The following is a 19,675-nucleotide window of genomic DNA, read 5'->3' as shown; positions in this document are numbered from 1 at the left end:
AACCCGAGCCGAGCAAGGGACCACGGCCATGACCATCGCCTCGGACAGCTCCCCGACCCTCTGGAATCCGCAGGAACCCGCCCTGTCGGTCCGCCAGGTCCTCACCCTGGAGCGGGTGCTCGCCGGGGAGCCCGAGGTGGTGGCCGGTGCCGGTCACCTCGACCGGCCCGTGCGCTGGGTGCATGTCGCCGAGGCCGCCGACGTCGGCGTGATGCTCAGCGGCGGCGAGATGGTCCTCACCACCGGCGTGCTGCTCGCCGACGACGAGGCGAAACAGGCCGAGTACATCCGCTCCCTGCACCGCGCGGAGGCCGCGGCCGTCGTCCTGGGCCTGGGCCGGGCGTTCCCGGTCCCACCGGACGTGATGCGCCGCGCCGCCGAGCGGTGCGGGCTGCCCCTGGTCGTCCTGCACCGCCCCTTCCCGTTCGCCGAGCTGACCGAGGAGGTCCAGTCCCGACTGGTGCGGCGTAAGTTCGCGTCCGTCAGCCTGTCGGAGGCCGTACGGACCGCGCTCACCGCGCTGATCACCGCGGGTGCCCCGCTGCAGGCGCTGCTCGACGAGATCGCCCAGCACAGCGCGTGCCCCGTCGTCGTCGCCAACCTCGCCCACCGCGTCCTGGCCACGGCGGGGGAGCGGCCCGCGGTGGACGACGTACTGCGCGACTGGGAGCGCATCGCCAGGCAGGCCGGCGCCGGCCGGAGCGACGGCTGGATCTGCGCCGAACTGGGCGGGCGCGGCGAGAGCTGGGGCCGGATCGTGCTGTGCGGCTACCGCGGCGACGCCGTCATCGGACGGCTGCTGGCCGACCGCGCCGCCGAAGCCCTCGTGCTGCACCGTATGCTCGGCGGCAACGCGGCACGCTCATGGGAGGAGCAGTCCGCGCAGAGCCTGCTGACCGACCTTGTCAGCGGCGTCGTACCGGCCCGGCAGCTGCTGCCCCGAGCGCGGGCCGCCGGACTCCCGGTCAACCGGCGCACCTTCGTACCGCTGGCCGTACCCGGCGCCCGGCCCTCCGAACTCGACCGGCTGCTCCGTCTGCTGGGCCTTCCCGGGCTCGTGGCCGAGCTCGCGGAGGGCGCCACCGCCGTCCTGCTCAGCCTCGCCCGCGACCAGGACGCCGACGCCCTCACCACACACTTCGCGGCCCGGCTGCGCGACGGGCCGGGCGCCGACCGCACGGTCGTCGCCGCCGCGGACGCCCGCCCCGTGTGGGACGAGGTGCCCGCCGGGCTGCGCGAGGCCCGGCACGTCGCCGACGCCGTGGCCGATTCCGCCGCCGCCCTCGACCTCCCGGCCGTCGTACGCCTGAAGGACGTGCACCTGCGCGGCCTGATCCGGCTGTTGCGCGACGACCCGCACGTGCAGTCCTTCGCCGAGCGGGAGCTGGACGGCCTGCTGTGCCGGTCCGGCGACGACCTGCTGTCCGTGCTGCGCACCTACCTCGCCACCGGCCGTAACAAGTCCCGCACGGCCCAGCTGCACCATGTCTCCCGGCCCGCGCTCTACCGCCGCCTGGAGGCCATACAGGCGCGCCTCGGGGTGGACCTCGACGACTTCGAACAGGCCGCCTCGGTGCACATCGCGCTCCTCGCGCACGACGCGCAACAGGAGTGACACACGGCAACGGTGGCAACGGCGGCAACAGCCGGAAAAGCGGTGGTGGACCATGGGGCAGAGCCGGGGTGACACGGTGGCACGCCGCACCCCCGCAGACGTGACACGGTGCACCTCGAAGCGGGCCCGCCGGCTTCCTACGCTCGCCGCACATCCAGCGAGTGGAGGTCCCGATGAGCAAGGTGATCCGTGCCGCCCTCTTCCAGACCGCGTGGACCGGCGACAAGGAATCCATGATCCAGGTCCACGAGCGGGCGGCCCGCGACGCGGCCGCGCAAGGCGCCCGGGTGCTCTGCTTCCAGGAGCTGTTCTACGGCCCGTACTTCTGCCAGGTGCAGGACCCCGCGTTCTACGAGTACGCCGAGCAGATCCCCGAGGGCCCGATCGTCCGGCGCTTCCAGGGGCTCGCCAAGGAACTGGGCATCGTCCTCGTGCTGCCGATGTACGAGGAGGAACAGCCCGGCGTCCTCTACAACACCGCCGCCGTGATCGACGCCGACGGCACCTACCTCGGCAAGTACCGCAAGACCCACATCCCGCAGGTCAAGGGCTTCTGGGAGAAGTTCTACTTCCGGCCCGGCAACAGCGGCTGGCCCGTCTTCGACACCAAGGCGGGGAAGATCGGCGTCTACATCTGCTACGACCGGCACTTCCCGGAGGGCTGGCGGGCCCTCGGACTCGCGGGCGCCGAGATCGTCTTCAACCCGTCGGCCACCTCGCGCGGCCTGTCCGGCTACCTGTGGCAGCTGGAGCAGCCGGCGGCGGCCGTCGCCAACGAGTACTTCGTCGGCGCGATCAACCGGGTGGGCGTCGAGGAACTGGGCGACAACGACTTCTACGGCACCTCCTACTTCGTGGACCCCGAGGGACAGTTCGCCGGCGAACCGGCGAGCGACAAGGAGACCGAACTCGTCGTGCGCGACCTGGACCTGGCCAAGCTGCGCGAGGTCCGCGACCGCTGGCAGTTCTACCGCGACCGCGCGCCGGGCACGTACACGCCGCTGACCGCGCCCTGACGAGGAGCCTGCCGACCGCCCCGACCCGCGATCCGCGCCCCACCGTGCACGCCCGACCGGAAGGAGAGGGAGCATGAGCCGCACCGTCATCCGCGGCGGCCTCGTCATCACCGCCGCCGACGAGATCCACGCCGACGTTCTGATCGAGGACGGCCGCATCGCCGCCCTCGCCGCCTCCGGCACCCCGGCCGCCGAGGCGTTCACCGCCGAGCGAAGCGAGCTGGGGGCAACCCCGCCCGGAGGGTGGGGGAGGACCATCGACGCCACCGGCAAGTACGTGATCCCAGGCGGGGTCGACGGCCACACGCACATGGAGATGCCCTTCGGCGGCACCTACGCCTCGGACACCTTCGAGACCGGCACCCGGGCCGCCGCCTGGGGCGGCACGACCACCATCGTGGACTTCGCCGTCCAGAGCGTCGGCTCCGCCCTGCGCGAGGGCCTGGACGCCTGGCACGCCAAGGCCGAGGGCAACTGCGCGATCGACTACGCCTTCCACATGATCGTCTCCGACGTGAACCAGGAGACGCTGAAGGAGATGGACCTGCTGGTGGAGGAGGGCGTGACCTCCTTCAAGCAGTTCATGGCGTATCCGGGAGTGTTCTACTCCGACGACGGGCAGATCCTGCGCGCCATGCAGCGCGCCGCCGAGAACGGCGGGCTGATCATGATGCACGCCGAGAACGGCATCGCGATCGACGTCCTGGTCGAGCAGGCGCTGGCCCGCGGCGAGACCGACCCGAGGTACCACGGCGAGGTCCGCAAGGCCCTGCTGGAGGCCGAGGCCACCCACCGCGCCATCCGGCTCGCCCAGGTCGCGGGCGCGCCCCTGTACGTCGTGCACGTCTCGGCCCGGGAGGCGGTCGCCGAACTGGCCCGGGCCCGCGACGAGGGACTGCCCGTCTTCGGCGAGACCTGCCCGCAGTACCTGTTCCTGTCCACCGACAACCTCGCCGAGCCCGGCTTCGAGGGCGCGAAGTACGTCTGCTCGACGCCCCTTCGCCCCAAGGAGCACCAGGCGGCCCTGTGGAAGGGGCTCAGGACGAACGACCTCCAGGTGGTCTCCACCGACCACTGCCCCTTCTGCTTCACCGGCCAGAAGGAGCTCGGCCGCGGCGACTTCTCCAAGATCCCGAACGGAATGCCGGGCGTGGAGAACCGTATGGACCTCCTCCATCAGGCGGTCGTCGACGGGCACATCTCGCGCCGCCGCTGGATCGAGATCGCCTGTGCCACCCCGGCCCGGATGTTCGGCCTGTACCCGAAGAAGGGCACCATCGCGCCGGGCGCCGACGCCGACGTCGTCATCTACGACCCGCACGCCGAACAGGTCATCTCCGCCGAGACCCACCACATGAACGTCGACTACTCGGCGTACGAGGGCAAGCGCGTCACCGGCCGCGTGGAGACCGTCCTCTCGCGCGGCGAACCCGTCATCACCGAGTGGGAGTACACCGGACGCTCCGGGCACGGCGTCTACACCCCGCGCTCCACCTGCCAGTACCTCGACTAGGAGTGCCGCCCATGGACTTCGGACTCGTCCTGCAGACCGATCCGCCGGCCTCGCGCGTCGTCAGCCTGATGAAGCGGGCCGAGCGCAACGGCTTCCGGTACGGCTGGACCTTCGACTCCGCCGTGCTCTGGCAGGAGCCGTTCGTGATCTACAGTCAGATCCTGTCGAACACAAGGAAGTTGACTGTCGGCACGATGGTCACCAACCCGGGCACCCGCACCTGGGAGGTCACCGCCTCCACCTTCGCCACCCTCAACGACATGTTCGGCAACCGCACCATCTGCGGCATCGGCCGCGGCGACTCCGCGATGCGCGTCGCCGGCCGCAAACCGAACACCCTCGCCCGGATCAGCGAGGCCATGAAGGTCATCCGTGCGCTGGGCAGGGGAGAGGAGGCAGACCTCGGCGGCGGTACGGTGGTGAGGTTCCCCTGGATCAAACCGGGCGCCCGACTCCCCGTCTGGATGGCCGCGTACGGCCCCAGGGCGCTGAGGATGACCGGCGAGGAGGCCGACGGTTTCATCCTCCAGCTCGCCGACCTCTACCTGACCGAGTACATGGTCAGGGCCGTCAAGGACGCGGCGGCGGCGGCCGGGCGCGACCCGTCCGAGGTGACGGTCTGCGTCGCCGCGCCCGCATACGTCACCGAGGACGACTCGCCCGAGGCGCTGGCCCACGCCCGCGAGCAGTGCCGGTGGTTCGGCGGCATGGTCGGCAACCACGTCGCCGACCTGGTCGCCCGCTACGGCGAGCACTCCGCCGCCGTCCCCGACGAACTCACCGACTACATCAAGGCCCGCCAGGGCTACGACTACTCCCACCACGGGCGCAGCGGCAACCCGGACACCCGGTTCGTGCCGGACGAGATCGTCGACCGGTTCTGCGTCGTCGGCCCGGTCGAGAAGCACATCGAGAAGCTGAACGCGCTGCGCGAGCTGGGCGTCGACCAGTTCGCCGTCTACGACATGCACGACGCGCAGGAAGCCGTGATCGACGCGTACGGGCAGAAGGTCATCCCGGCCGTCAACTCCTGATCCACCGAGCGCTGTTCTTCCCACCGATTGGGCCGCCCATGACCGACACCGCTCCTCCGGCCATACCACCGTCCGCACAGGTCACCCTCCCCGACGGGCGCGTGGAGATCGCCCCCGGCACCCCGCCGCCCACCGGCCGCTACGCCAACGCCGACCTGCTGCCCGTCCCGGTCGCCCGGCGCACCTGGACCACGTACAACTTCTCCGCGCTGTGGATCGGCATGGCCCACAACACGGCCTCCTGGACCCTGGCCTCCGGTCTGATCGCCGTCGGCATGGACTGGAAACAGGCGGTGTTCACCATCGCCCTGGCCAACGTGATCGTGCTCGCCCCGATGCTGCTCACCGGCCACGCGGGGCCCAAGTACGGCATTCCCTTCCCGGTCTTCGCCCGCGCCTCCTTCGGGCTGCGCGGCGCCAACCTGCCTGCTCTCGTACGGGCGTTGGTGGCGTGCGGCTGGTTCGGCATCCAGACCTGGATCGGCGGCGAGGCGATCTATTTCCTCGCCGGGAAGCTGATCGGGAGCGGCTGGACGGACACCGCCGAGGTGGGCGGCCACGCCTGGACGATGTGGCTGTCGTTCGCGATCTTCTGGGCGATCCAGGTCGCGATCATCTACCGGGGAATGGAGACCATCCGCCGCTTCGAGAACTGGGCGGCGCCGTTCGTGCTCGTCGGCGCCTTCGTGATGCTGTGGTGGATGAGCGGCAAGGCCGGCGGCCTCGGCCCGCTCTTCGACCAGCCGTCGAAACTGGGCTGGGGAGCGGACTTCTGGAAGCTGTTCGCGCCTGCCCTGATGGGCATGATCGGCTTCTGGTCGACCCTGTCCCTGAACATCCCGGACTTCACCCGCTACGGCAGGAGCCAGAAGGCGCAGACCCGGGGCCAGGCGCTCGGCCTGCCCACGACCATGACCCTGTTCGCGTTCCTGTCGGTGCTGGTCACCTCCGGCTCGCAGGCCGTGTACGGCGAACCGGTTTGGGACCCGGTGCAGTTGGCGGCGAAAACGGACAACGTGGTGGGCCTGCTGTTCGCGCTGGTGACCGTGCTGGTGGCGACCCTGTCGGTCAACATCGCGGCCAACATGGTCTCCCCGGCCTTCGACTTCTCCAACGTCGCGCCGCGCAAGGTCAGTTTCCGCACCGGCGCCCTCATCACCGCGGTGCTCGCCGTGATGATGTTCCCGTGGAAGCTGTACGCCGACCCGCAGGGCTACATCTTCACCTGGCTCGGTCTGGTCGGCGGGCTGCTCGGGACGGTCGCCGGCATCCTCATCGCCGACTACTGGATCCTCAGGCGCTCCCGGCTGGACCTGGTCGATCTGTACCGCACGGGCGGACGCTACTGGTACGCGGGTGGCTGGAACTGGCGGGCGGTCGTGGCCTTCGTGGTGGGCGGCGTGCTGGCCATCGGCGGCGCGGACTTCCATCCGCTGATCGACGGTCGCCCCATCCCGTCCCTGAGGTCCCTCGCCGACTACGGCTGGGCGGTGGGCCTGGGCACGTCGATGGTGCTGTACCTGCTGCTGATGGCGGCGCACGCGCGCCGACGGTCCACCGCCTGACGCGCCGTACGTCCCGTCGCCGGGGGGACGGTCAGCTCTTCCGGCCGTCCTCCAGGGCTGCCGCCGCCTCCTTGGCGGCCTTGATGGCGCCCTTGTTGATCTCGTCCGTACTGGGCGCCTTCTTCGTCTCGAAGTCGCTGCCGTTGTACGTGACGGCCACGATCGCGTTGGCGGCGCGGGCGATCACGGCACCCTCGCGGGTCTCCTGCTTGTTGTCGGTGGTGAGGTTCACCACGGAGTAGGCCTCGTCGCCGAGGCCGGGCACCGCGCCGCCGCCGCTCTTGTCGGAGGTCCGCTGCTGGTACGACTTCTGCGCGGCGTCGTCCGAGGCCATGATCTCGAAGGACACGTCCAGCCAGCGGTAGTCGTAGCCCTTGAGCGCGTTCCAGGAGCAGGTGCGGCGCAGGGTGGCGTCCGTCGAGGGGATCTCCTTGCCCGCCGTCTTGGCGCCCGGCACCAGGGAGGTGATCGTCTTCGCGGAGATGCTGGTGCACGGCACCGGCGCGGACGCGTACGTCTTCGAGGCCGCGGTCGAGGAAGGGGCGGACGGCTCGGGGGACGACTGGCCGTCGGTGTCACGGGTCTGCTGCTGGGCGGTCTTTTCGCCGTCGGCCGACGAGGCGGCGAACGGCCCGGACGTCAACGCCCAGCCCGCACAGGCGAGCACGACGACCGGACTCAGACGCGCGGTGAGCGCGAGGGGCAGAGGAAGTTCACGCACGGCGCACTTCTCGTGTGGGGACGGACGCGGTGCGGAACGAGTCCACATCGCGGACGGGCCCCCAGTGTCACACGACTGCGGGTGGGGCGGAAGCGATACTTCGCTCCGTGCCCACCCGGTCACGGCAACCCGCTTCTGACATGCCATTTGCCGTTTATGTCCTGGCGGAGCTGGGCGCCGACGCGGCCTGTTCCTAGTCCTTGAGGAAGGTGACGAAGGCGGTCCACGCCAGGGCCGGAACGGTGAGGACCGGACCGTGGGGGACCTTGGAGTCGCGGACGGGAACGACGCCGGGGTGCGCGTCGCAGACCTCGACGCAGTCGCCGCCGTCCCCGTTGCTGTACGTGCTCTTGCGCCACGCGGTCACGTCGGGGAAGGCTTCGGCGACCTCCACGCAGTTGCCGCCGTCGCCGTTGCTGTAGCTGCTCTTGCGCCAGACAGCGTTGTTCAAGTCAATCGCGTAGTTTGCCATTTCGGTATTCCTCAGCCGCTTCCTCGATCAGGGCGAGGGACGCCTCCGGTGGCAGTGCGGCGGCCCTGAGCCGATCGTATGCCTTGCGGTACTGCTTCACGAGGGCCGGATCGTCGATGGTGTCTCCGCTGTACTGTGCCTCCGTGTAGACCAGGGGCGGGGCGTCGGGGAAGGTCATGACCATGGCCGTACCCAGCATCAGGGGTGCGGGCCACAGTTCCACGGAAGGATCTGGGGAACGATCCGGCGGCGGTGCGCCAGGGCCGCGATGTGTTCAAGCTGGTCGGCCATCTGTCCCGGGGGAAGGACCGGCTGTCGCAGCAGTGACTCGGGCAGGATGGCCCAGTACTCCGGGGTCTTGTGGTCGTCCTCGAAGAGGCGGGCCCGTGCCAGCCGGGCGGTGACCTTCTCCTCCACCTCGTCGTCCGGGGCCAGCGGATGCGCCGCCCGCACCACGGCTCGCGCGTAGGCATTCGTCTGGAGCAGGCCCGGGATCAGAGTCGGACACCACTCCTCGATGGTCTCCGCGTGCTTCTCGGCCTCCAGTACGCGCTCGAAGTAGCTTGCGCATCCCCGTCGTTTCGCCCTCCGTACGTCCTCGCAGCGGCGCTTGAAGAAGCCGTCCGTGCCCAGCATCTTGTCCACGTGCGCGGCCAGCTCCGCCGGCATGCGGCGCGTGCCGCGTTCGATCTCGCTGAGGTGACTCGGTCCGTAGAAGCTGCCCTCGACCAGCTGCTGGAGGGTGAGCCCGGCCTCCTCCCGTTTCCACCGCAACTCGCTGCCGTAGAAGGTCGGGACGCCCGTCGAGCCGTCGATGTCCTTGCGTTGCCCCATCGTTCACCGTCCTCGGTGCCGTTACCGCCCGCTGCCCGGCATTTCCCGCGTCCGTACCAACTGCGCGGCACATACGTGCAGTTCAGAGCCGGGGTTCTGAACCTCTTCCACGCTAGGCAGCTCCGCGTCATTGTGTGAGCGATTCGTCACACAGAGCACTGGAAGGTGTGAACTCGCCCATGTACGACCCCTCCGAAGCCGACGCCTGCGTCGAGGAGCTGCGGGCCGCGCTCGCCGCGCACGGCATCACGCTCCCGTCCCTCGGCGTCGACCTGCCGACCTTCGCCGCCCGCTGCCCGACCCGGCTGCTGATCGCGCTCGGCAACTGCAACATGCTCACCGCCCAGGCCCTGACCGCCGCCCTGCGCAAGGGAGCCGAGTGATGCGACCGCCCTTGACACTGGAGTTGCTCGCCACCCGGGCCGCCGTGTCCGGTGTGCGCCGCGCGCTCCGTGACTACATGGGCGCCCCGTGCGCAGACCTGCAGCTCTGCGCGAGCGAACTCGTCACCAACGTGGTCCGCCACCTCGGCGAGGGCGTTCCCCTCACCGTCCGCGTCGTGTGCGACGGGGCTCGTACGCGGCTGGAGGTCACCGACCCCGACCCGCGTGCCCTGCCCGTCCTGTGCGAGGCGGTCACCGCCGACGCCGAGTCGGGCCGGGGGCTCGCGCTGCTCGACGCGCTGACCCTGCGGTGGGGCGTGACCCAGGGGTCCGGCAGCAAGACCGTGTGGTGCGATCTGAAGGCTGTCGCCGCTCAGCACGGGCAGCAGGAGCAGCAGCCGGGTCCATCCGTGAACGCGTCGCTGTGACCCGGAGGGCTCGCCGGTTCTCCGGCGACGTGTACGACCTCGGACTCCACGGGGTGTGATGCCCGAAGTGCCGCCGTCCGGCTTGTGGCGGGGCCGGCCGACCGGGGCTGGGCCGGCTCGGAACGCGACCTGCTCACCGGCGGGCAGGGCCCCTTCCCGGTCGCGGTCCTGCTGAGCGGTGGCAACCGCAACGACGGCATCCAGTTGCTGCCCTGCTCGACGCGGTTCCGCCGGTCCGCGGCCGGGTCGGACGGCTCCGCCGCAAGCCGGATTCGCTGTTCACCGACCGTGGCTGCGACCGCGACGTCCACCGCGACCAGGTACGCGATCCGATCAGCCGGTCGGATGGTCGGGCGGTCGGGCGGTCAGGTGGTCAGTGCCGAGAGTTCCGCGTTGGCGCGCTCGGTGACCAGGGCGAGGACGCGACCGGCGGCGGCCAGGTCCTCGGCGGGTATCCCGCCCCAGATGCGGGCGGTGATGGGGGCGGTCTCCGCGCCGACGGCGGCGACCAGCTCGCGCCCTGCGTCCGTGGGACGAAGGTGCGCGCCGTCCGCGACGAGCAATTGCTTGGCCAGCAGCTCGTCGAGAGTGGCGCGGATGTCGGCCGGATCGGCCTTGAGGGAGCCCCGGACCTGGGTGACGAGATCGTCCGGCGTCTGCGGGGCGCCGGCGGTGACGGCGGCGCGCAGGGCGATCTGCTGCTGGAACGTGGTGCCGTGCCGGGCCAGGACGTGCTCCAGGACGCCGCGGGCAGCGTAGTGGGCCAGGCCGAGGGCGCGGGCGTCGGCGACGGGTGCGGTGGTGGTGGATGCAGTGGTGGTCAAGGTGTCGTCCCCTGGGTGCTCTCGTCGTTCAGTACGGATGGAGCGAGAGGTGTGTCGAGCAGGGTCGTCAGCTCGTCGGTGAACGCGCGCGTCCGCGGGGCATCGAGGCCGCCGAGTGGCTCCAGCAACTGCTGAAGCAGTTCCTGGACCACCGCGATGGCCTGCCGCGTGACGGTCTGGCCCTGCTCGGTGAGGGCGAGCTGTACGGCGCGCGGGTCGCGGGGATCGCGGGTGCGCTCGACCAGGCCGGCCGACTCCAGCGCGCGCGCCAGCTTCGAGACGTACAGCGCCTCCAGGCCGGTGTGGTCGGCGAGTCGGCGCTGGCTGGGCCGTTCACCGGCGCGCTGCATGCCGTGCAGCGACGCGACCAGTGAGTACTGCGCGTGGGTGAGGCCCAGCGGAGCCACCGCGCGATCGACCGCGACGCGCCACTTGTTGGCGAGCCGCCATACCAGGAAGCCGGGAGCGGGGCCCAGTGAACTCTCGCTCATGCCGAATAAGGTACATGGCTACCATGTCCATGGATACTGTTTTCCGGTGGATGTGACGGCGCACCCGTGGACCACGTCCGGCCTGGTCCGAGGTCGTCCTCGGAGGAGGGAACGCGCAGTCGGGACATCACTTCGGCGAAGGCGGGAGCATCCCGGCCTCCAGTGTTCATATGCCGCTCATCTGAGCGCGTGAGTGGCATTCACCTGCCGGGTGCTCACGCTTTCAGCAGGATGGGTGTCGTGAGTCTCCCCGGGAGATCGCGCCCCGTCGGGTGGTGCGGCTAGTCAAGCGCTTGGTGGGGGGCATCGGCCGGTAGGGCGCTGGGGTGAGAGCACATCAGATCGGTAGCCTGCTGCCTGATCCAGGTCGAGCGAAGTCAAGCTGAAACTCCCCGGATTCTCCCCAGCGCAGGTGGGGAGGATCGGCGAGGCCGTCGGCACGCGCACATACCGAGGTGAGAGATGCGGTTCACCACGCGACCCACCCTCCAGGGCACCTTCGGCATGGTGTCCTCCACCCACTGGCTGGCCTCGCAGTCCGCGATGGCGGTGCTGGAGGACGGCGGCAACGCCTACGACGCGGCCGTGGCCGGGGCCTTCGTGCTGCACGTCGTGGAGCCGCACCTGAACGGGCCCGCCGGGGAGGTGCCGATCCTGGTCGCTCCCGCGGGCGGCGAGGTGCGGGTGCTGTGCGGGCAGGGCGTCGCACCGGCCGGGGCGACGGTCGCGCACTACCGGGCGCTCGGGCTGGAGCTGGTGCCCGGCACCGGACCGCTGGCCGCCGCGGTGCCGGGCGCGTTCGACGCGTGGATGGTCCTGCTGCGCGACCACGGCACGAAGTCCCTCGCCGACGTCCTGAAGTACGCCATCGGGTACGCCGAGCACGGGCACGCGCCCGTGGAACGCGTCGGCGAGACCGTCGAGACCGTGCGGAGGCTGTTCGAGACCGAGTGGCCCTCGTCCGCCGAGGTCTACCTGCCCGGCGGACACTCGCCCCGCCCCGGCGCGCTGCTGCGCAACCCCGCGCTCGCCGCCACCTGGAAGCGGCTGCTCGCCGAGACCGCGGGTACGGGGGACCGGGAGGCGCGGATCGAGGCCGCGCGGGAGGTGTGGAGTACCGGTTTCATCGCCGAGGCGCTGGTCCGGCAGGCCGGGCGGCCCACGCTGGACACCAGCGGCGAACGGCACACCGGCACCCTCATCGCCGCCGACCTCGCCGCCTGGTCCGCGACCTACGAGACCCCGGTGACGTACGACTGGGAGGGCTGGACCGTGTGCAAGGCCGGCCCCTGGAGCCAGGGACCGGTGCTGCTGCAGCAGCTCGCCCTGCTCCCGCCCGAGCTGCCCCCGTACGGCTCCGCCGACTATGTCCACCTGCTGATCGAGGGCTGCAAGCTCGCCATGGCCGACCGGGAGGCCTGGTACGGGGACGCCGCCGAGGTGCCGCTGGCCGAGCTGCTGTCGGCCGAGTACAACGCCGGGCGGCGCAAGCTGGTCGGGGAGGAGGCCTCGTACGAGCTGCGGCCCGGCAGCCCCGGCGGGCGCGTCCCCCGGCTGAGCACGCACGCGCACGCGATGGCCACCGACGAGGGGGAGTACGGGCTGCCGGGCATCGGCGAACCGACGGTCGCCAAGAGTCCTGCGTCCCCGGTGCCGGGCGAACCCGAGGTGGCCGCCGACGGCGGCACGCGCGGGGACACCTGCCACATCGACGTCGTCGACCGCTGGGGCAACATGGTCGCCGCCACCCCCAGCGGCGGCTGGCTGCAGTCCAACCCGGTCGTGCCCGAACTGGGCTTCCCGCTCGGTACCCGGCTGCAGATGACCTGGCTGGAGGAGGGCCTGCCCAACTCACTCACACCGGGCCGCCGCCCGCGCACCACCCTCACCCCCTCGATCGCGCTGCGCGACGGGGTGCCCGTCATGGCGTTCGGCACGCCCGGAGGGGACCAGCAGGACCAGTGGCAGCTGCACTTCTTCCTCGCGGTCGCCCTGCGCGCCGGCGTCCGCGGCGGCCTGGACCTCCAGGGCGCCATCGACGCTCCCAGCTGGCACAACGACAGCTTCCCCGGCTCCTTCTACCCGCGCGGGATGCGCCCGGGGAGCGTCACCGTGGAGTCCCGCATGGACGCGGAGGTCGTCCAGGAGCTGCGGCGCCGCGGCCACGCCGTGACCGTCGGCCACCCGTGGTCCGAGGGCCGCCTCTGTGCGGTCGCCCGGGACCCGCGGACGGGCATCCTGTCGGCGGCCGCGAACCCGCGGGGGATGCAGGGGTACGCGGTCGGCCGGTGACGTGCTCTGTGCCTTCCGCGTCTTCTGTGCCCTCTACGTCTTCTGCGCCTTCTGCGCCTGAGGTCTGTTCACGCCGATTCCACCCGGAGTGCACCGGCCCGGAGTGGAATGTCAGTGCGGCATGTTCTCATGGAGGCATGATCGAAGAGATGGACACCTGGGAGTCCCCCCTGAGCGAAGCACTTGTCGGAGAGTTTGTCGCACGTCACTCGGCCGACGTGGAGGAGGCGGTCCGCAAGGCGGCCGCGGCCGAGATCATGCCTCGTTTCCGCAGACTGGCGGAGCACGAGGTGGACCGGAAGTCCGGACCGCACGACCTGGTGACGGACGCCGACCGGCTGGCCGAGCTGTACCTCACGGACGCCCTCGGCGCCCTGCTGCCCGGCTCCGTCGTGGTCGGCGAGGAGGCGGTGCACGACAATCCGGTGGTCTACGAGGCGCTACGGGGCGACGCCCCCGTCTGGATCGTCGACCCCGTGGACGGCACACGGCAGTTCGTGCACGGCGATCCCGGCTTCTGCACCCTGGTCGCGCTCGCCCACCGGGGAGTCGTACTGGCCTCCTGGACGTACGCACCGGCACGCGACCAACTCGCCACGGCGGTACGAGGTCAGGGCGCCTTCCTCGACGGTGCGTCCCTGCGCTCCGGCGCTCCCGAGCCGGGCCGGCCCCTCGAAGTCGCCACGTCCCACCCGGACTACACGACCGACGAGCAGAAGCACGCCCTGCTCGGCCTCTGGACGGACGGCGTCGCACCGCGCGCCTGCGGCTCGGCGGGCCTCGAGTATCTCGCCGTCGCCCGCGGCCGGCTGGACGCCACGGCCTTCTCCTGGGAAGCGGCCTGGGACCATGCGGCGGGCCTGCTGCTGGTCGAGGAGGCCGGCGGCGCCCACCTGACCCTGGCCGGCGGCCCGTTCCGCATCACGGGCAACAACCCCCTGCCGTTCACGACGGCACGGGACGCGGCGACGGCACGGCGGGTGACCGGACTGCTGTCCGGCCCGGAGGACCGCGCCTCCCACCCTGGAGCGTGACATCCGGCCCCGGCACCCTGAGCCGGCCTTCCCGGCGACGCCCTCCGCCCCTGGCTCCGCGCCCCCGCAGCCACGCGGCATCGGCCGCCTGGCCCCGGCGCCAGGGGGCCGGTGCCAGGACGCCGACGCCCAGGACGCTGATACCTCCGGCCTGGCTCCCGCCCGGCGCTTCCGGCCCGGTCTCCTTCGCGCAGAATGCCTGATTCCTGGGTCGGCGTCCGCCCCCCTGAACCCCCCTTGGGCACCGGCCCCGCCCTCGGCGCCAGGCCCGCGGTCGTCCTGAGCCCCCTGGGCGCCGGCCCCCGCCCCTCGGCGCCAGGACCCCGGTCGCCCGCCCCGGCCGCCCTGAGCCCCGCCGCCCGGCCCCCGGTGTGTCGGTCCCCGGCATATCCTGACCCTGAGTGGCCATCGGCTGACGAGGGGGTCCGAAGGTGCCGTCGATGCTCGATGCGGTTGTGGTGGGTGCGGGGCCGAACGGACTGACGGCTGCCGTGGAGCTCGCCCGCCGCGGCTTCTCCGTGGCCGTGTTCGAGGCGCGCGACACCATCGGCGGCGGCGCCCGCACCGAGGAGCTCACCCTGCCCGGCTTCCGGCACGACCCGTGCTCCGCCGCGCACCCCCTCGGCATCAACTCGCCCGCGTTCCGCGCCCTGCCCCTGGAGCGCTACGGCCTTCAGTGGCTGCACGCCGAGCTGCCCATGGCCCACCCCTTCCCGGACGGCACCGCGGCCGTGCTGTCCCGGTCGGTCGCCGAGACGGCCGCCTCCTTCGGACCGCGCGACGCGGGGGCGTACCGCAGGCTGGTCGAGCCGTTCCTGCCCAGGTGGGACACCCTGGTCCGCGACTTCATGTCGCTGCCCTCGACCGCGCTCCCGCGCGACTCGGTCACCCTCGCCCGCTTCGGCCTGGTCGGCCTGCCCCCGTCCACCTGGCTGATGCGCCGCTTCCGCGACGAGCGCGCCAGGACCCTCTTCGCCGGCCTCGTCGCCCACGTCATGTCCCCCCTCGGCGGCTTCGCCACCGGCGCGATCGGCCTGGTCTTCGCGCTGGCCGCGCACGCCCGCGGCTGGCCGGTCGCCCGCGGCGGCTCCCAGACGATCTCCGACGCCCTCGCCGCGTACCTGAAGGACCTCGGCGGCGCCCTGCACACCGACTACGAGGTCAAGCGCCTGGACGACCTGCCGCCCGCGCGGGCATACGTCTTCGACACCTCGCCCACCGCCCTGGCCCGCATCGCCGGCCTCGGCCGGTACTACAAGGGCTACCGGTACGGTCCCGGCGTCTTCAAGCTCGACTACGCGCTGGACGGCCCGGTCCCGTGGACCGCGAAGGAACCCCGCGTCGCCGGCACCGTGCAGATCGGCGCGGACAGCGCCGAGATCGGCACCGCGCTGCGCGCCGCCTCCCGCGAGGGCCGCGCACCCGACCGGCCCTTCCTCATCACGGTCCAGCCCGGCGTCGCCGACCCCACCCGCGCCCCGGCCGGCAAGCAGGTCTTCTGGGTGTACGGCCACGTCCCCAACGGCTGGACCGGGGACCTCACCGACGCCGTGGAACGCCAGCTGGAACGCTTCGCCCCGGGCTTCCGCGACCGCGTCCTCGCCCGCGCCACCGCCGGCCCGCCCGAGATCGCCGCCGACAACGCCAACTACGTCGGCGGCGACATCGCCTCCGGCGCGACCTCCGGACTCCAGCTCCTGCTGCGCCCCAAACCGTCCCTCTTCCCGTACACCACCCCGCACCCGGCCGTCTTCATCTGCTCCTCGGCCACCCCGCCGGGCCCCGGAGTGCACGGCATGTCGGGGCACAACGCGGCGAAGGCCGTCTGGAGGAGGCTGCGGCGGACATGACCACCCTCATCACCCTCGTCCAGGGCGACATCACCCGGCAGCGCGCCGACGCGATCGTCAACGCCGCCAACTCCTCCCTCCTCGGCGGCGGAGGCGTCGACGGCGCCATCCACCGCCGCGGCGGCCCCGTGATCCTCGCGGAGTGCCGCGCCCTGCGCGCCTCCCTCCCCCAAGCTCTCAACTCCGTTCGAGTAGGGGGGACCCCCATCAGCAGCGGTCTGCCCACCGGCCAGGCGGTCGCCACGGCGGCCGGCGAGCTGGACGCCCTCTGGGTGATTCACACCGTCGGCCCCGTCCACAGCCGCACCGAGGACCGCTCACACCTGCTCGCCTCCTGCTACCGCGAGTCCCTCCGCGTCGCCGACGGGCTCGGAGCACGGACGGTCGCCTTCCCGGCGATCTCCACCGGCGTCTACCGCTGGCCGGTGACCGACGCGGCCCGCATCGCGGTGGAGACCGTCGGACGGACCGGAACCGACGTCGAGGAGGTCAGGTTCGTCCTCTTCGACGACCGGGCCTACGAGGCGTTCGCCGCGCGGGTCGGCTGACCCTCGGTACCGAATGTTGAAAAGACGAACGACAATGGTGAAATTCCGCGATCCCACTGTCCGGACCGCCGGATCGCCGGATCGTCCGGGAGTCGACTCCTGACTCCGGCGGATTTCCGTCGATGCGGGAGTGTTTCCGGGAACGGGCCACCGTCGGGTGAGTAGATGTCGAGAATCCGCCGGAAATCGACTTGTCGGGTTTATTCCGCGGATCATCCGGGATAAGATATCCAACTATGGCGAATGCTAGCCGAGGTAAAGTCGTTCCTGCCGGTGCCGGTCGTCATCGGGCAGTGACGTCGCCATGATCTGGGAAATACTGGTCCTGGGTTTTGTACTCAGTCTGGACAATTTCCGGGTGTCGATCGCGCTCGGCACCGTCCCATTCGGACTGAAGCGCGCGATGCAGGTCGCGCTGACTTTTGGGCTGTGGGACGCGGTGATGCCCCTGGTCGGGCTGCTGATCGGTCGCCGGATCGGGGAGGCCGTCGGGGGTATCGCCGATCTGGTGGGCGCGGCCGCGCTCGGCGCATACGGTCTCTACCTCGTCATCTCGGCCCTTCGGAATCCCGAGCCGGACGAGTTGGACCACCCGTGGGCGCTGTTCGGCATCCCGTTGACGCTGAGCCTGGACAACCTGGTCGCCGGGGCGAGCCTGGGGATGCTCGGGCTCTCGCCCTGGTTCTCGGCCGCCCTCTTCGGCGCCATGACGGCGGTGATGTCGCTGGTCGGGCTGCGGCTCGGGCGGGCCGCGGCGAGCCTCGTCCGGATCCGCGCGGACCTGCTGAGCGGGGTCAGCCTGATCATCGCCGCCGTGGCGCTGCCGCTGGTGTTCGGCGGCTAGGGCAGGGCCCCGGCCCGCTCACTCGCCCCCGGGAACGGACCGGCCCGCTCCACCCGGTCGGCGAACCCGGTGCGGGCGAACCTGGTGCGGGCGGGGGATCAGCGGAGGACCGCCGGCCCGCGAGTCGACGTTGGCGGCCTCGACCGCCCGGGCGACCAGATCGTGGTCGGGCGAGAGGTGGCAGACCGGGTCGGTGCGGGCGGCGTCGCCCGTGAGCAGGAACGCCTGGCAGCGGCACCCGCCGAAGTCCACCTCCCGCCGGGGGCAGCTCCGGCAGGGCTCCGGCATCCAGTCGGTCCCCCGGAACGCGGTCATCACCGGGGACTCGGCCCAGATCCGCTCCAGGGAGTCCTCCCGCACGCTGGCCCGCGGCAACGGCAGGGACTGGGCGGCCGGGCAGGGCAGGACGTCACCGTTCGGCGTCACGGTCAGCTGCCGGGAGGCCCAGCCGCCCATGCAGGGCTTCGGGTAGCGGCTGTAGTAGTCGGGGATGATGTAGATGACGTCCATGCGGTCCCGCAACCGCTCGCGGGCGGCCCGTACGACGGCCTCGGCCGCCTCGAGCTGGGCCCGGCTCGGCAGCAGCGCGTCGCGGTTTCGCCAGGCCCAGCCGTAGTACTGGGTGTTGGCCAGCTCCAGCCGGTCGGCGCCCACCTCCTCGGCCAGAGCGAGTACCTCGGCGACGCGGTCGATGTTGTACCGGTGCAGCACCACGTTCACGGTGAGCGGCCAGCCCAGCTCCTTGACCACACCCATCGCCTCGATCTTGCGTTCGAAGGACGGGGTTCCGGCGATCCGGTCGGACACGGTCCGCTCATCGGCCTGGATGCTGATCTGCACGTGGTCCAGGCCGGCGGCCCGCAGCTGCTCGGCCCTCGGACGCGAGAGCCCGAGGGCGCTGGTGATGAGGTTGGTGTAGAGGCCCAGGCCGTGGGCGTCCGCCACGATCTCCATCAGGTCGCGCCGCAGCAGCGGTTCCCCGCCGGACAGGTGGCACTGCAGAATCCCCAGGTCGCCGGCCTCGGCCAGAACCCGCCGCCACTCGCCGGTGGACAGCTCGTCCTGGTAGCCGGCCATGTTCAGCGGGTTGGAGCAGTACGGGCAGGCCAGCGGGCAGCGGTAGGTGAGCTCGGCGAGCAGTCCGAACGGGCTATCCATCGTCGAACTCCACCCAGCGCCGGGCGACGAGCCGGGTCAGGAACTGCCGCACCTCTTCGTCGGGGACGGTCTGGTAGCGCGCGCCCAGCTCGGACACGATCTCGGCCACGGTGTGCCGCCCGTCGCACAGCTGGAGGATGTCCGCGCCGCTGCCGTTCAGCACCACCACCGTCTCGGGGAGCTGCAGGACCTGACGCTGCCTGGTCCGGCAGAAGGTCAGCCGGACATGGCGCGCCAGCCGGGGCCGGTCCGAGGAGGACACCCCGACGCCGGGTCGGGTCCTGTTTCCGGTCCGGGACATTGCGGTCCGGGGCGTTCCGGTGTGGGTCGGGTCCATGGTGGTCACTCCGGATAGGCCTGGTCGATGGCGTCCATCAGACTCCACAGGACGTCGCACTTGAACGACAGTGCGTCTACGGCGCGCGCCTGGGACTCGGCGGAGAGGCAGTGCGCGGTGACCACCTCGAGGGCGTGCTCGCAGTCGCGGGGGGCCTGCTCCAGGCGGGCGCGGAAGTAGGCGAGGCCCTTGGGGTCGATCCACGGGTACCACCGCTCGAACGCGGCCAGCCGCGCCGCCATCAGGTCGGGCGCGAACAGCTCGGTGAGCGAGGACGCCACCGCCTCCACCCACGGGCGGGTCCGGGCGAAGTTCACGTAGGCGTCGACGGCGAACCGCACCCCGGGTACCAGATGCCGGTGGTCCCGGACCTCCTCGCGGGTCAGCCCGGTGGCCTCGCCGAGGCGCAGCCACGCCTCGACGCCGCCCTCGCCGGCGGCGGTGCCGTCGTGGTCGACGATCCGCCGGATCCAGCGGCGGCGGACCTCCAGGTCGGGGCAGTTGGAAAGGATCGCGGCGTCCTTGCGGGGGATGTTCTCCTGGTAGTAGAAGCGGTTGGCCACCCAGCCCCGGAGCTGCCGGCGGCTCAGCCGGCCGGCGTTCATCCGGACGTGGAACGGGTGCTGGTCGTGGTACCGCCGCGAGTGGGCCCGCAGCGCCTCGACGAAGCCGTCGGCTCCGGTTCCCGTGGTTGTCGTCGTCGTTGTCGTCACGGC

Annotated in this window: 19 protein-coding genes and 2 pseudogenes; 13 read left to right on the top strand and 8 right to left on the bottom strand. The window is 71.5% G+C overall.

The window, feature by feature from the left end:
* Positions 1–28: 28 nt before the first annotated feature.
* The 5 genes from DEP02_RS09020 to DEP02_RS09000 all read left to right on the top strand — a co-directional run bounded on the left by DEP02_RS09020 (position 29) and on the right by DEP02_RS09000 (position 6,743).
* On the top strand, positions 29–1,615 hold the full coding sequence (locus tag DEP02_RS09020; protein ID WP_112466823.1) for a PucR family transcriptional regulator: 1,587 nt from the start codon (positions 29–31) through the stop codon (positions 1,613–1,615).
* A gap of 173 nt (positions 1,616–1,788) precedes the next feature.
* Positions 1,789–2,631 (top strand): nitrilase-related carbon-nitrogen hydrolase, encoded by an 843-nt coding sequence (locus DEP02_RS09015; RefSeq protein WP_112466822.1) that lies wholly within the window; start codon positions 1,789–1,791, stop codon positions 2,629–2,631.
* Positions 2,632–2,704: 73 nt separating this feature from the next.
* Positions 2,705–4,144: a dihydropyrimidinase gene (hydA, locus tag DEP02_RS09010; RefSeq protein ID WP_112466821.1), complete on the top strand. Its 1,440-nt coding sequence runs from the start codon at positions 2,705–2,707 to the stop codon at positions 4,142–4,144.
* 11 nt (positions 4,145–4,155) lie between these two features.
* Positions 4,156–5,178, top strand: coding sequence for a TIGR03842 family LLM class F420-dependent oxidoreductase (locus tag DEP02_RS09005; protein ID WP_112466820.1), 1,023 nt, complete (start codon positions 4,156–4,158; stop codon positions 5,176–5,178).
* A 38-nt stretch (positions 5,179–5,216) separates the two neighbouring features.
* Positions 5,217–6,743, top strand: a complete 1,527-nt coding sequence (locus DEP02_RS09000) for an NCS1 family nucleobase:cation symporter-1 (protein ID WP_112466819.1) — start codon at positions 5,217–5,219, stop codon at positions 6,741–6,743.
* A gap of 31 nt (positions 6,744–6,774) precedes the next feature.
* Here the strand turns inward: DEP02_RS09000 and DEP02_RS08995 are convergent, their stop codons facing one another.
* From DEP02_RS08995 to DEP02_RS08985, 3 genes and pseudogenes are all read right to left on the bottom strand, one after another.
* On the bottom strand, positions 6,775–7,464 hold the full coding sequence (locus DEP02_RS08995; RefSeq protein WP_112466818.1) for a hypothetical protein: 690 nt from the start codon (positions 7,462–7,464) through the stop codon (positions 6,775–6,777).
* Positions 7,465–7,657: 193 nt separating this feature from the next.
* Complete coding sequence (locus DEP02_RS08990; protein WP_112466817.1) at positions 7,658–7,936, bottom strand: DUF397 domain-containing protein; 279 nt, start codon at positions 7,934–7,936, stop codon at positions 7,658–7,660.
* Positions 7,917–8,770, bottom strand: a pseudogene (locus DEP02_RS08985) (helix-turn-helix domain-containing protein). Before DEP02_RS08985 ends, DEP02_RS08990 begins: the two are co-directional and overlap by 20 nt.
* Positions 8,771–8,949: 179 nt before the next feature.
* Between DEP02_RS08985 and DEP02_RS08980 the strand changes: the two are divergent.
* The 3 genes and pseudogenes from DEP02_RS08980 to DEP02_RS34490 all read left to right on the top strand — a co-directional run.
* Positions 8,950–9,153 carry a hypothetical protein gene (locus DEP02_RS08980; protein ID WP_112466816.1) on the top strand — a complete coding sequence of 68 codons (204 nt, stop codon included), beginning with the start codon at positions 8,950–8,952 and terminating at the stop codon, positions 9,151–9,153.
* The gene (locus DEP02_RS08975; RefSeq protein WP_112466815.1) at positions 9,153–9,581 is read left to right on the top strand and encodes an ATP-binding protein; all 429 of its coding nucleotides are present in this window, start codon (positions 9,153–9,155) and stop codon (positions 9,579–9,581) included. The genes DEP02_RS08980 and DEP02_RS08975 overlap by 1 nt, the downstream gene beginning before the upstream one ends.
* A gap of 93 nt (positions 9,582–9,674) precedes the next feature.
* Positions 9,675–9,952 (top strand): annotated as a pseudogene (locus tag DEP02_RS34490) (IS5/IS1182 family transposase); the annotation flags it as partial.
* Here DEP02_RS34490 and DEP02_RS08965 read toward each other — a convergent pair.
* Positions 9,947–10,405: a winged helix DNA-binding protein gene (locus DEP02_RS08965; RefSeq protein WP_198668357.1), complete on the bottom strand. Its 459-nt coding sequence runs from the start codon at positions 10,403–10,405 to the stop codon at positions 9,947–9,949. The pseudogene DEP02_RS34490 and the gene DEP02_RS08965 overlap by 6 nt on opposite strands.
* On the bottom strand, positions 10,402–10,896 hold the full coding sequence (locus tag DEP02_RS08960) for a MarR family winged helix-turn-helix transcriptional regulator (protein WP_112466813.1): 495 nt from the start codon (positions 10,894–10,896) through the stop codon (positions 10,402–10,404). The genes DEP02_RS08965 and DEP02_RS08960 overlap by 4 nt, the downstream gene beginning before the upstream one ends.
* A 462-nt stretch (positions 10,897–11,358) precedes the next feature.
* Here DEP02_RS08960 and DEP02_RS08955 point away from each other — a divergent pair, with 462 nt between their 5' ends.
* The 5 genes from DEP02_RS08955 (at position 11,359) to DEP02_RS08935 (ending at position 17,464) form a co-directional block, all read left to right on the top strand.
* Positions 11,359–13,188, top strand: a complete 1,830-nt coding sequence (locus DEP02_RS08955; RefSeq protein WP_112466812.1) for a gamma-glutamyltransferase family protein — start codon at positions 11,359–11,361, stop codon at positions 13,186–13,188.
* A 137-nt stretch (positions 13,189–13,325) separates the two neighbouring features.
* Positions 13,326–14,222, top strand: a complete 897-nt coding sequence (locus DEP02_RS08950; RefSeq protein WP_232839026.1) for an inositol monophosphatase family protein — start codon at positions 13,326–13,328, stop codon at positions 14,220–14,222.
* 440 nt (positions 14,223–14,662) lie between these two features.
* A complete protein-coding gene (locus DEP02_RS08945; protein ID WP_112466811.1) occupies positions 14,663–16,072 on the top strand; it encodes a phytoene desaturase family protein in 1,410 nt (469 codons plus the stop codon).
* On the top strand, positions 16,069–16,620 hold the full coding sequence (locus DEP02_RS08940; RefSeq protein ID WP_112466810.1) for an O-acetyl-ADP-ribose deacetylase: 552 nt from the start codon (positions 16,069–16,071) through the stop codon (positions 16,618–16,620). Before DEP02_RS08945 ends, DEP02_RS08940 begins: the two co-directional genes overlap by 4 nt.
* Before the next feature lie 358 nt (positions 16,621–16,978).
* A complete protein-coding gene (locus DEP02_RS08935) occupies positions 16,979–17,464 on the top strand; it encodes a manganese efflux pump MntP (RefSeq protein WP_232839025.1) in 486 nt (161 codons plus the stop codon).
* Between the two features lie 18 nt (positions 17,465–17,482).
* Here the strand turns inward: DEP02_RS08935 and pqqE are convergent, their stop codons facing one another.
* The 3 genes from pqqE to pqqC form a co-directional block, all read right to left on the bottom strand.
* A complete protein-coding gene (pqqE, locus tag DEP02_RS08930; protein WP_112466808.1) occupies positions 17,483–18,622 on the bottom strand; it encodes a pyrroloquinoline quinone biosynthesis protein PqqE in 1,140 nt (379 codons plus the stop codon).
* On the bottom strand, positions 18,615–18,884 hold the full coding sequence (gene pqqD / locus DEP02_RS08925) for a pyrroloquinoline quinone biosynthesis peptide chaperone PqqD (RefSeq protein WP_232839024.1): 270 nt from the start codon (positions 18,882–18,884) through the stop codon (positions 18,615–18,617). Before pqqD ends, pqqE begins: the two co-directional genes overlap by 8 nt.
* Positions 18,885–18,964: 80 nt before the next feature.
* Entirely contained in the window at positions 18,965–19,672 is a 708-nt protein-coding gene (gene pqqC, locus DEP02_RS08920) for a pyrroloquinoline-quinone synthase PqqC (protein ID WP_112466807.1), read from the bottom strand.
* Between the last annotated feature and the right edge of the window lie 3 nt (positions 19,673–19,675).

Origin of the sequence: Streptomyces triticisoli (assembly GCF_003270085.1) — a bacterium.
Classification (GTDB): domain Bacteria; phylum Actinomycetota; class Actinomycetes; order Streptomycetales; family Streptomycetaceae; genus Streptomyces; species Streptomyces triticisoli.
Note: the sequence above shows the minus strand (reverse complement) of the source record. Positions and strands in the feature narration are given on the sequence as shown.

Excerpts from the sequence above, each read along its gene's own strand:
- hydA (WP_112466821.1), top strand. The coding sequence starts at position 2,705 with ATGAGCCGCACCGTCATCCGCGGCGGCCTCGTCATCACCGCCGCCGAC.
- DEP02_RS08960 (WP_112466813.1), bottom strand. The coding sequence starts at position 10,896 with ATGAGCGAGAGTTCACTGGGCCCCGCTCCCGGCTTCCTGGTATGGCGG.
- DEP02_RS08980 (WP_112466816.1), top strand. The coding sequence starts at position 8,950 with ATGTACGACCCCTCCGAAGCCGACGCCTGCGTCGAGGAGCTGCGGGCC.
- pqqE (WP_112466808.1), bottom strand. The coding sequence starts at position 18,622 with ATGGATAGCCCGTTCGGACTGCTCGCCGAGCTCACCTACCGCTGCCCG.
- DEP02_RS09005 (WP_112466820.1), top strand. The coding sequence starts at position 4,156 with ATGGACTTCGGACTCGTCCTGCAGACCGATCCGCCGGCCTCGCGCGTC.
- DEP02_RS08950 (WP_232839026.1), top strand. The coding sequence starts at position 13,326 with ATGATCGAAGAGATGGACACCTGGGAGTCCCCCCTGAGCGAAGCACTT.
- DEP02_RS08940 (WP_112466810.1), top strand. The coding sequence starts at position 16,069 with ATGACCACCCTCATCACCCTCGTCCAGGGCGACATCACCCGGCAGCGC.
- DEP02_RS09020 (WP_112466823.1), top strand. The coding sequence starts at position 29 with ATGACCATCGCCTCGGACAGCTCCCCGACCCTCTGGAATCCGCAGGAA.
- DEP02_RS08945 (WP_112466811.1), top strand. The coding sequence starts at position 14,663 with ATGCTCGATGCGGTTGTGGTGGGTGCGGGGCCGAACGGACTGACGGCT.
- DEP02_RS09000 (WP_112466819.1), top strand. The coding sequence starts at position 5,217 with ATGACCGACACCGCTCCTCCGGCCATACCACCGTCCGCACAGGTCACC.
- DEP02_RS08975 (WP_112466815.1), top strand. The coding sequence starts at position 9,153 with ATGCGACCGCCCTTGACACTGGAGTTGCTCGCCACCCGGGCCGCCGTG.
- DEP02_RS09015 (WP_112466822.1), top strand. The coding sequence starts at position 1,789 with ATGAGCAAGGTGATCCGTGCCGCCCTCTTCCAGACCGCGTGGACCGGC.
- DEP02_RS08955 (WP_112466812.1), top strand. The coding sequence starts at position 11,359 with ATGCGGTTCACCACGCGACCCACCCTCCAGGGCACCTTCGGCATGGTG.
- DEP02_RS08990 (WP_112466817.1), bottom strand. The coding sequence starts at position 7,936 with ATGGCAAACTACGCGATTGACTTGAACAACGCTGTCTGGCGCAAGAGC.